Origin of the sequence: Herbaspirillum sp. NPDC087042 (assembly GCF_044745245.1) — a bacterium.
Lineage (GTDB): Bacteria > Pseudomonadota > Gammaproteobacteria > Burkholderiales > Burkholderiaceae_D > Herbaspirillum.
Window position 1 is genome coordinate 7834 of sequence record NZ_JBIUZW010000035.1, and the last position, 8904, is coordinate 16737.

The 8904-nt window shown below is 61.7% G+C and carries 4 protein-coding genes; all 4 read left to right on the forward strand.

Annotated features, from left to right (window positions below):
* Window positions 1-4189, forward strand: a 4189-nt coding sequence (rpoC, locus tag ACIPHN_RS25510; protein ID WP_400441917.1) for a DNA-directed RNA polymerase subunit beta', incomplete at its 5' end; no start/stop codon positions are given.
* A gap of 506 nt (window positions 4190-4695) precedes the next feature.
* On the forward strand, window positions 4696-6819 hold the full coding sequence (locus tag ACIPHN_RS25515; protein ID WP_400441920.1) for a TonB-dependent hemoglobin/transferrin/lactoferrin family receptor: 2124 nt from the start codon (window positions 4696-4698) through the stop codon (window positions 6817-6819).
* A gap of 31 nt (window positions 6820-6850) precedes the next feature.
* The gene (locus ACIPHN_RS25520; RefSeq protein ID WP_400441922.1) at window positions 6851-8008 is read left to right on the forward strand and encodes a hemin-degrading factor; all 1158 of its coding nucleotides are present in this window, start codon (window positions 6851-6853) and stop codon (window positions 8006-8008) included.
* A gap of 317 nt (window positions 8009-8325) precedes the next feature.
* Window positions 8326-8709, forward strand: a complete 384-nt coding sequence (gene rpsL / locus ACIPHN_RS25525; RefSeq protein WP_006465490.1) for a 30S ribosomal protein S12 — start codon at window positions 8326-8328, stop codon at window positions 8707-8709.
* The last annotated feature ends 195 nt before the right edge of the window (window positions 8710-8904 follow it).

An 8904-nucleotide genomic window follows, 5' to 3' on the forward strand; every position in this document is an offset into this window, starting at 1 on the left:
CGCGATCAAGATCGGTCTGGCTTCGCCGGACAAGATCCGTTCGTGGTCCTTCGGCGAAGTCAAGAAGCCGGAAACCATCAACTACCGTACCTTCAAGCCCGAGCGCGATGGCCTGTTCTGCGCCAAGATCTTTGGCCCCATCAAGGACTACGAGTGCCTGTGCGGCAAGTACAAGCGCCTGAAGCACCGCGGCGTGATCTGCGAGAAGTGCGGCGTTGAAGTGACCCTGGCCAAGGTGCGCCGTGAGCGCATGGGCCACATCGAGCTGGCTTCCCCCACTGCCCACATCTGGTTCCTGAAGTCGCTGCCCTCCCGTCTGGGCATGGTGCTGGACATGACCCTGCGCGATATCGAACGCGTGCTGTACTTCGAAGCCTACGTCGTGACCGATCCCGGCATGACCCCGCTGAAGAAGTGCCAGATCAAGTCCGAAGACGACTACGCCGCCAAGTACGAAGAGTACGGTGACGACTTCATCGCCTTCATGGGCGCCGAAGGTATCCGCGAACTGCTGCGCTCGATCGACATCGACCGCGAAGCGGAAACCCTGCGCCAGGAACTCAAGGACTCCAAGTCCGAAGCCAAGATCAAGAAGTACGCCAAGCGCCTGAAGGTGCTGGAGGCGTTCCAGCGCTCGGGCATCAAGCCCGACTGGATGATCATGGAAGTGCTGCCGGTGCTGCCGCCGGAACTGCGTCCGCTGGTGCCGCTGGATGGCGGCCGCTTCGCGACCTCCGACCTGAACGACCTGTATCGCCGCGTCATCAACCGTAATAACCGTCTGAAGCGCCTGATGGAACTGCGCGCGCCTGAAATCATCACGCGCAACGAAAAGCGCATGCTGCAGGAAGCGGTTGACTCGCTGCTGGACAATGGTCGTCGCGGCAAGGCCATGACCGGCGCCAACAAGCGTCCGCTGAAGTCGCTGGCTGAAATGATCAAGGGTAAGGGCGGTCGTTTCCGTCAGAACCTGCTGGGCAAGCGCGTGGACTACTCGGGCCGTTCGGTCATCGTGGTGGGTCCGCAGCTGAAGCTGCACCAGTGCGGCCTGCCCAAGCTGATGGCCCTGGAACTGTTCAAGCCTTTCATCTTCAACAAGCTGGAACTGATGGGTCTGTCGACCACCATCAAGGCCGCCAAGAAGCTGGTGGAAGCGCAAGAGCCGGTGGTCTGGGACATCCTGGAAGAAGTCATCCGCGAACACCCGGTCATGCTGAACCGTGCCCCGACCCTGCACCGTCTGGGCATCCAGGCGTTCGAGCCGGTCCTGATCGAAGGCAAGGCGATCCAGCTGCACCCGCTGGTTTGCGCGGCGTTCAACGCCGACTTCGACGGCGACCAGATGGCCGTCCACGTGCCGCTGTCGATCGAAGCGCAGATGGAAGCCCGCACCCTGATGCTGGCCTCCAACAACATCCTGTTCCCGTCCAACGGCGAACCGTCCATCGTGCCGTCCCAGGATATCGTGCTGGGTCTGTACTACGCCACCCGTGAAGCCATCAACGGCAAGAACGAAGGCATGCTGTTCCCGGACGTGTCCGAAGTCATCCGCGCCTACGACAACAAGGAAGTCGAGCTGGCCACCCGTGTGACCGTGCGTATCGTCGAGCATCCGAAGGACCCGGTCACCGGCGAATTCGTCAAGACCATCAAGCGCTACGAGACCACCGTCGGCCGCGCCATCCTCTCCGAGATCCTGCCCAAGGGCCTGCCGTTCTCGGTGCTGAACCGCGCGCTGAAGAAGAAGGAAATCTCCAAGCTGATCAACACGTCCTTCCGCAAGTGCGGTCTGCGTGCCACCGTGGTGTTCGCCGACCAGCTGATGCAGTCGGGCTTCCGCCTGGCGACCCGCGCCGGTATCTCGATCTGCGTGGACGACATGCTGGTGCCGCCCCAAAAGGCCACCCTGATCGCCGCTGCCGAATCCGAAGTCAAGCAGATCGAGCAGCAGTACGCTTCCGGTCTGGTGACCGCGGGCGAGCGCTACAACAAGGTCGTGGACATCTGGGGCAAGGCCGGTGACGAAGTCGGCAAGGCCATGATGGACCAGCTCAAGGTCGAGGACGTCGTTACCCGCGAAGGCAAGAAGACCACCCAGGAATCGTTCAACGCGATTTACATGATGGCCGACTCCGGCGCCCGTGGTTCGGCTGCCCAGATCCGCCAGCTGGCTGGTATGCGCGGCCTGATGGCCAAGCCTGACGGCTCCATCATCGAAACGCCGATTACCGCGAACTTCCGCGAAGGTCTGAACGTGTTGCAGTACTTCATCTCGACGCACGGCGCCCGTAAGGGTCTGGCCGACACCGCGCTGAAGACCGCAAACTCCGGTTACCTGACCCGTCGTCTGGTGGACGTGACCCAGGATCTGGTCGTGATCGAAGACGATTGCGGCACCTCCAACGGCGCGGCCATGAAGGCGCTGGTCGAAGGCGGTGAAGTCATCGAAGCCCTGCGCGACCGTATCCTGGGCCGCGTGGCAGCCACCGACATCATCAATCCGGAAGACCAGGCAACCCTGTACGAAGCCGGTACCCTGATGGACGAAGACAAGGTCGAAGAGATCGAACGTCTGGGCATCGACGAAGTGAAGGTCCGTACTCCGCTGACTTGCGACACCCGCTATGGCCTGTGCGCCAAGTGCTACGGTCGCGATCTGGGCCGTGGCCTGCTGGTCAACTCCGGCGAAGCCGTCGGTGTGATCGCGGCGCAGTCCATCGGCGAACCGGGTACCCAGCTGACCATGCGTACCTTCCACATCGGTGGTGCGGCATCGCGTGCGGCAGTGGCCTCCTCGGTCGAAGCCAAGTCCAACGGCACCGTGCGCTTCACCGTCACGATGCGTTACGTGACCAATGGCAAGGGCGAGCAGATCGTCATTTCCCGTTCCGGCGAAGTGCTGATCACCGACGACCTGGGCCGTGAGCGTGAACGTCACAAAGTGCCTTACGGCGCCACCCTGATCGTCAAGGATGGCATGACGATCAAGGCCGGTACCGCGCTGGCAACCTGGGATCCGCTGACCCGTCCTATCATCACCGAGTACACCGGTACCGTGAAGTTCGAGAACGTGGAAGAAGGCTCCACCGTCGCCAAGCAGATCGACGAAGTCACCGGTCTGTCGACCCTGGTGGTGATCGATGCGAAGCGTCGTGGTCCGTCCTCCAAGGTCATGCGTCCGCAGGTCAAGCTGTTGAACGAACAGGGCGAAGAAGTGAAGATCGCCGGCACCGAACACTCGGTGACCATCGGCTTCCAGGTCGGCGCACTGATCACCGTCAAGGATGGTCAACAGGTGCATGTGGGTGAAGTGCTGGCCCGTATCCCGACCGAATCGCAGAAGACCCGTGACATTACCGGTGGTCTGCCGCGCGTGGCCGAACTGTTCGAAGCACGTTCGCCCAAGGACGCCGGCATGCTGGCAGAAGTCACTGGTACCGTTGCCTTCGGCAAGGAAACCAAGGGCAAGCAGCGTCTGGAAATCACCGACATGGAAGGCACCAAGCACGAGTTCCTGATCACCAAGGACAAGCAAGTGCTGGTGCACGACGGCCAGGTGGTGAACAAGGGCGAAATGATTGTGGACGGCCCGGCCGACCCGCAAGACATCCTGCGCCTGCTGGGTATCGAAGCGCTGGCCCGTTACATCGTCGACGAAGTGCAGGACGTGTACCGTCTGCAAGGCGTGAAGATCAACGACAAGCACATCGAAGTGATCGTGCGTCAGATGCTGCGCCGCGTGCAAGTGGTGGAGCCGGGCGACACCAACTACATCACCGGTGAGCAGGTCGAGCGCTCCGAACTGCTGGACGAGAACGATCGCGTGAACGCCGAAGGCAAGCTGCCGGCGACCTACGAGAACGTTCTGCTGGGTATTACCAAGGCATCGCTGTCGACCGACTCCTTCATCTCGGCCGCATCGTTCCAGGAAACCACCCGCGTGCTGACCGAAGCGGCGATCATGGGCAAGAAGGATGGCCTGCGTGGCCTGAAGGAAAACGTGATCGTCGGCCGCCTGATCCCGGCCGGTACCGGTCTGGCGTTCCACCGCGCACGCAAGGAAAAGGATGCATGGGAAGCCGAAGAGCGCGCAGCACTGCTCGAAGCCGAACGCGCCTCCCGTTCCGAGTTCGGCGACGAGGATATCTCCTCGACCGAATCCATCGGTGGCGGCGAAAGCGAAGCGTAAGCATCACCATTGCCACGGTGGCCAGCAGGATCGGCCACCCGGCAATGTGCACCAGGCAAGACAAGACGGCGCCGGAAGCAATTCCGGCGCCGTTTTTTTGTCCCTACGGTTTGTAGGACAAGAGGGGTAGTGATTGCCAAGCAATGGTGAATCTTTTATCATCTTCAAATAATAATTATTCTCATCTGCATGGGTGGCGGATGGGTTCACATCCGCTTTCTTTCCGACCAGTTCCCGCGTCTGCCGCGGGTCGGTCCTTCTTCAAGAGGTAGCCAGCCAACGCTAGTAACCGAACCAATACATAGGGGTGGTTACCAGTGTTTCCTTGCAAATCGACATGTGCAGCAGCCGTTTTCATGGCGCTGCAGCAGTGGCTGTGCGCCGGCGCTTTCGCGCAGGTGGCTGAAGATCAGTCTACAAATCAGTCCACGAATCAATCCTCGAATCCATCGACAAATCCGTCGACAAACCAGTCCGCCAAGCCGGGCAGCAAGAAGCTGCAGCACGTGGTGGTCACCGCCAATCGCGCGGGCAGCACCGATCTCGACCACGCCGCGGCGACCGTCTCGGTGATCACCGCCGAGGAGATGGAAGAGCACAACGTCCGCGACATCAAGGATGCCTTGCGCTACGAGCCGGGTGTGGAGGTGCGGCGCTCGGTCTATCGCATGTCCGGCATCACGGGTGCGACGGCCACTACCGGACGCGGCGGCAACGAGGGCATCACCATCCGTGGCCTGGATGGCAATCGCGTGCTGATGCTGGAAGATGGCATCAGCATGCCGCGCGCCTTCAGCCAGGGCGTGGCCAGTGTGGGGCGGGGCGCGACTACCGACACCGAGCTGTACCAGCGCATCGAGGTGTTGCGCGGTCCGGCCTCGTCGCTTTATGGTAGTGATGGCCTGACCGGTGCGGTCAATTTCATCACCAAGGATCCGGCCGACCTGCTGGGGGTGTTCGGCAAGAGCAGCTATTTTTCCTTCAAGCCTTCCTACGATTCCTCGGACAAGAGCTTCGGCGCCACCGCCAGTGCCGCCTGGGGCGGTGAGCAATGGCAGGGGATGCTGATCCTCAATACGCGTCACGGCAACGAGAGCGACAACCAGGGCAGCAATGACGTGACCGGCTCGGCCCGCACCACACCCGATCCGATGAGCACTACCAATCGATCGGCGCTGGGCAAGCTGGTGTTCAAGCCCAACGGGGTGGATAGCTACAAGCTCACGCTGCAGGCCACCGAAGAGCGCGACAGCGGCAACAGCCTGTCGGCGCTGGGCAATGGCATCACGGCCTACAACACCAGCAGCCAGGCCCGCGGGCAACGCGCGACGCTGGCCTATGAGCACATCGATGCCGAGCAGCCCTGGGTGCAGAAGATCAAGGCCAACCTTTACTATCGCAACGCCGACACCGACCAGTACACCTATGAGGCCGGCACCAGCACGGCCACGATTGTGCGCCCGCGCTTCCGTGAGGTGTCCTACAGCGACCGCATGATTGGCGGCGGGGTGCTGGCCGAAAGCAATTTCGGGCCCGAGAGCTGGCGCCACAAGCTGGTCTATGGCCTGGATCTGAGCCTGTCCACCCTGCAGGTCAATGCCAATGGCACCGGCTGGAGCACCTGCACCGGCACGCAGTACTGCCAGTATTTCCCCAAGACCGAGTATTCGCTGCTGGGTGCCTACGTACAGGACGAGATGCGCACCGGCGCCCTGACCACCATCGCCGGCCTGCGCTATGACAGCTACACGCTCAAGCCCCAGGCCAGCGCCAAGTACGACGCCCAGGCCGTGGCCAGCGGCCAGCCGGCGGTGACCAGCCGCGACAGCGCCTTCTCGCCGCGCCTGGCCTTCCTGTACGAAGTCACGCCGGCCTTCATCCCCTACATCCAGTACGCACGCGGCTTCCGTTCGCCCTCGCCGCAGGAGGTCAATTCCTTCTTCAACAACACGGTCTACAAGCAGATCTCCAATCCCGACCTCAAGCCCGAGACCAGCAATACCATCGAGATCGGCCTGCGCGGGAAGATGCCGGCCGGCGCCGGTTCGCTGCGCTATAGCGCGGCCGCCTACAAGGGCAATTATCGCAACTTCATCGACCTGGTCACCGTGGGCGGCAACCTGACCGTGGCCAACCCGACCATCTACCAGTATCGCAATGCCGCCAAGGCCGAGATCCATGGCCTGGAGGCACGCCTCGACTACCAGCTCGACAATGGCCTGAACTTCAAGGCCGGTGTGGCCTGGACCAAGGGGACGACCACCACCAACGGCGTGGAGCAGGGACTGGAATCGGTGGCGCCGCTGTCGGTGGTGACCGGCCTGCGCTATGAGCCGGGCCGACAATGGTTCATGCAGAGCGACCTGGTCTACAACGCCGCCAAGAAGAAGGAAGACATTCCCACGGCCACCAACTTCGTCTCGCCGGCCTTCTTCGTGGTGGATCTCTCCGGGGGCTACCACCTGAGCCGCAACATGACCGTCTATGCCGGCATCCGCAACCTGTTCGATCGCAAGTACTGGAGCTGGACCGACATTCGCGGCCTGTCGCTGTCCGACAGCGCCATCAACAAGGATGCCTATACCGAGCCTGGCCGCAGTTTCAACGTGAGCCTCAAGCTCGAGTACTGATCCAGCCCTTCTTCCACTGAAAGGAAATCCCATGTCCAAGCACCTCATGAGAGGCGCGCGCCTGCGCCTGAAGACCTCCACCCTGCTGCTGGCAGCGACACTGGCCGCCGCCGGTTGCGCCACCCAGGCGCCGTTGGCCGAACGCTGGTCGCAGCTGCGCGAGGCGCAACCCAAGCTGCATCCGCGCGATGCCGCGCGCCAGCTCGGCGTGTCCGAAGCACAGTTGCTGGCCACGCAGGCGGGTGGCCAGGCGCTGCGCCTGAAGGCGGGTGAGGCAGACATCAAGGCGATCTACGAGCGCTTGCCGGAACTGGGCCGCATCAAGGCCATCACGCATAACGATGACGTGGTCCTGGAGCGTGCCGGCGAAGTGACGCCGGCGCGGCGCGATGAAGAGGGCAGAGTGCAGCCCGGCAGCGGATTTGCCGGTGGCCCGATCGATCTGCGCTTTTCTTCGGGAGAGTGGGCCAGCGCCTTTGCCGTCGTGCAACCGGGTCGTGCCGGCAAGACCAGCCGCAGCCTGCAATTCTTCGACCGCCAGGGTGATGCCGTGCACAAGGTGTATCTCGACAACGACGAGCATGTGGCAGCCTTCGACAAGCTGGTGTCCGACTTCCGCATGAGCGAGCAGGGTGCCGCCCTCAAGGTCGAGCCGGCGCCGCCGCTACCGGCCCAGGCCGCCCGGACGACACCATCGGCTGACGACATCAAGGAATTGCGACAGTCCTGGAAGGAGTTGACCGATGTGCACCAGTTCCCGCGCCTGCTGCGCGAGCTCAAGCTCACCCGTGAACAGGCGCTGCAGCTGATCGGCCCCGATGCTGCCTGGCGTATCACCCCGCAGGCCGCGCAAGCCTTGCTGGAAGAGGCGCGTGCACGTCAGCAGCCCATCATGGTCTTCGTCAGCAATCGTGGCATGACGCAGATCTACAGCGGCACCATCGGCAAGCTCGTGACCTCCGGTGAGTGGCTCAATGTGCTGGACCCGGATTTCAACCTGCACCTGCGATCGGCCGCTGTCGATCATGGCTGGGTGGTGCGCCGCCCGACCGACCACGGTGTGGTGACCTCGGTGGAGTTCTACGACGCCAGCGGTCGCCAGATCGTCAACTTCTTCTCGCGTCGCGATCGCGGACAAGCTGAAACCGCACAATGGCGTAGTATGGTGGATGGTTTGCCGCGCGCCTGACATTGTCGCCGGAGAAATTGTTGCCGTAGTACCCATAAAAAGCGTGGTGAAAAGGCCATAAACCGGGTGAAACCGCCCCAAAAGCCTGGCCCAGGTTGACCGGGCGGTCTTTCGAGCATATACTCGCGAGTTCTCGAATTTAGGCTCGCCCGGGCTTATGCGTTCTTTGGTCTGAATCATCGCTTCTGCGACGCTGATCTCCCTTCCGGTCTTGAATCCGATATGTGCAGTTGCTTGCACGAAAGAGTTTCCTGTGTGGTTCCGGGCAACCGATTCCGGAACCTGTTTTCAATGTTGTACTTTGTTGGATTAAAACGATGCCAACCATCAATCAACTGATTAGCAAACCACGTGTCCGCGCGATCGTGAAGAGCAAGTCGCCGGCGCTGGAAAACAGCCCGCAAAAGCGCGGTGTCTGCACCCGCGTGTACACCACCACTCCGAAGAAGCCGAACTCGGCGCTGCGTAAGGTCGCCAAGGTGCGCCTGACCAACGGTTTCGAAGTCATTTCGTACATCGGCGGTGAAGGCCACAACCTGCAAGAACACAGCGTCGTGCTGATCCGCGGCGGCCGTGTGAAGGACTTGCCGGGTGTGCGTTACCACATGGTTCGCGGTGCACTGGATACCCAGGGCGTCAAGGATCGTAAGCAAGCTCGCTCGAAGTACGGTGCCAAGCGCGCCAAGGCAGCGAAGAAGTAATAATTGGTGTTTATCATGACGCTTTCGCGTCGTGTGAACAGACTCAGAGTCGGTCCAGGTTGGACCGAGTAAGTGGAAGCCATGATGGCTCTCCGCGAGTGCAGGCGAAGTTGAAGCAGGGTTCGCCCACTCAACTGAAGATTGAAAGGAATCGAAATGCCACGTCGTCGTGAAGTCCCCAAGCGGGAAATTCTG

Excerpts from the sequence above, each read along its gene's own strand:
- rpsL (WP_006465490.1), top strand. The coding sequence starts at position 8,326 with ATGCCAACCATCAATCAACTGATTAGCAAACCACGTGTCCGCGCGATC.
- ACIPHN_RS25520 (WP_400441922.1), top strand. The coding sequence starts at position 6,851 with ATGTCCAAGCACCTCATGAGAGGCGCGCGCCTGCGCCTGAAGACCTCC.